Origin of the sequence: Streptosporangium sp. NPDC048047 (assembly GCF_040653115.1) — a bacterium.
Lineage (GTDB): Bacteria > Actinomycetota > Actinomycetes > Streptosporangiales > Streptosporangiaceae > Streptosporangium.
In genome coordinates, this window is the sequence record NZ_JBEZNH010000004.1 from 1 (window position 1) to 2,306 (window position 2,306).

The 2,306-nt window shown below is 64.0% G+C and carries 2 protein-coding genes; one reads left to right on the forward strand and one right to left on the reverse strand.

The window, feature by feature from the left end:
• Nucleotides 1-7 precede the first annotated feature (7 nt).
• Nucleotides 8-751: a L,D-transpeptidase gene (locus tag AB0D67_RS04590; RefSeq protein ID WP_362929872.1), complete on the reverse strand. Its 744-nt coding sequence runs from the start codon at nt 749-751 to the stop codon at nt 8-10.
• 856 nt (nt 752-1,607) lie between these two features.
• Between AB0D67_RS04590 and AB0D67_RS04595 the strand changes: the two genes are divergently transcribed.
• Nucleotides 1,608-2,306: ice-binding family protein (locus AB0D67_RS04595; RefSeq protein ID WP_362929874.1), on the forward strand; the 699-nt coding region annotated here is incomplete at its 3' end.

Below are 2,306 nucleotides of genomic sequence, written 5' to 3' on the forward strand. Positions count from 1 at the left end.
CCCGCGATCATGCTGTGACCAGCGACCCGTCTACCGAGGATGAAAAAGCCTCACTCTTGTCCGGCCAGCCGTGCAAGGCGATCGTGCTGGGCCCGCCGTCGAAACTGTCAAGCGAAGTCGAATGCAGGCCCAGCGGAAGAATCAGTGGGGTGTAGGTCGGGTCGGGAGGAGACAGGGCGGCCAGCAGAAATGTCCGTCCTGTAGGTGTGGGTGTGGCGGCGGCACCTACGGCCACTGCCCACGAACGCACCTGATGGCCGGCTCTGAACAGGGTGAGCCTACGAGCTGAAAGATCGATTCCCACCCTGTAAGGGCTGTAGGCGGTCTGCAGCCCTCCACCGTCACTGTGAATCCAGCCCGTCGACTCGTTCGGCCGACTCGGCAGCAGAACGCGAACCCACCCCTGTTGCGCCTGCACTATCGGAACCCACGTCGCGCCTCCCATCTGAGTGGTCGGCAACACCGCCACGGGGGGCCCACCCGGACCGGCATAAACCATCTGTGGTTCCGTGGGATGCGCCACGGCCCCGTCCCACGGACGGAGCGGGTCGGCGTCCTTCGGTGCTCCGCGCAATCTGGTGAAAGTCGTTGCGCGCGGCAATCGTCCCCTTTTTTCCGCTGCCATCGGAGCCGGCCTGATCGGGGGCGTGGCCGTGGACGGCGACGCAGCATGTGGTGAACCGTTTGTAGCCGTGTCCGTGCCGCAGGAGGCGACCAGGGTAATGACCGCCAGCACGCCGTAGACGATCATCTTCGTCGACCAGCCTGCCCCTCCGTCAGGCGTGACGGGCCGAAAGCGACCACGCAAGGACGGCTCCAAAAAATCGGCGGTTGATCCCGGGGGTGGGCGTCGCTTCAACACGCCGGTCAGGGCGACGGCGGACGCCACGGCTCCGGGCTTGCGAGAGCACACCACGTATAGCAGCGTCGCGCGCCGCCGATCGCGTTGCCTTCCGCTCGGCGATTGCAAAGCTTTTCCAGGCACTGGCCGGCAGCCTCTTGTATCGGCGGCTTCATGGCACGTCGCCTGGTGATGATCTTTGACGTTCCACGCCTGTCCGACCGAATGTGGTGGCTCCCGGTTTCGTGAATGTGATCCCGGCGGATGTGGACCGTGTGGCGGCCGGCCTGAGCGGTTGGGGAATCTCTGATCCTGCTGTACGCCCGGGCTGTCCGATGGCTCCTGTTCGTCAGGCGCTGGTGCGCGAACAACGCATCCGGAAAACGAGCCAAACGTCCCGAAATTATTGTTCGCATGCCAAGTGTGAACGTAGTCAAGCTTGATCGAGCTTTATGTGACATTTAAGTGTTGGTGCTCAGTCCTGCTGACGTCTGCAAGTAGCGTGCCGAATCGCGGGTGGGTGGCACTCCCGGGCTTCGCGGGACCCAACCGCTCCACGACGGCAGGTTCAGCGGATCGATATCCCGTCCGGTTGGATCTCTCGCCTTCCGTGGAAACGGTGACCGGGCGTATCGGATCCTCTTCTGCTAGGAGAACGGCTCGCTACATGAACGGAATCTTAAGGCGGACTTCATCTGGCTTGCCGGGATTTTCTCGGCTGGCGGCGGTTTCGCTAATCATCCCCGTCATAGGAGCGCTCGCCGTCATGCAACTACGGGAGAGCGCCGCCCAGCCAGGCCCCGTCGGTCTGGGAACGGCCGGTAGCTTCTCGGTTCTGGCCGGGTCCGCGGTCACCAACACCGGCCCCAGTGTCATCGGGGCGGATCTGGGTGTGAGCCCTGGTACCGCGATCACCGGATTTCCGCCCGGCACAGTGCTGGGGACGCAACACAGTGCCGATGCCGTAGCGCTTCAGGCGCAATCCGATCTGACCATCGCGTACAACGACGCCGCCGGCCGGACCCCGGCCACCAGCGTCGCCGGCGACCTCACCGGTCAGACGCTCCCACAGGGCATCTACGCCTCCACCTCCTCACTCGGCCTGACCGGCACCCTGACCCTCGACGGCCAGGGCGACCCCAATGCCGTCTTCATCTTCCAAGTCGCCTCAACGCTCATCACCGGATCGGGCAGCAACATCAACCTGATCAACGGTGCTCAGGCGTGCAATGTCTTCTGGCAAGTAGGCAGTTCGGCGACGCTGGGAACCAACTCCACTTTCGTGGGCAACATTCTCGCCCTGACCTCGATTTCGGCGACCACGGGCACCACTGTCAACGGCCGACTGCTGGCCCGTAACGGTCAGGTCAGCCTCGATACCAACACCGTCAACATCGACATCTGTGTGACGCCGACTCCGACGCCGACTCCGACTCCGACGCCGACGGTGACTCCGACGCCGACG

Bases quoted from the DNA above. Each gene is read 5' to 3' on its own strand.
- AB0D67_RS04590 (WP_362929872.1), bottom strand. From the start codon at position 751: ATGATCGTCTACGGCGTGCTGGCGGTCATTACCCTGGTCGCCTCCTGC.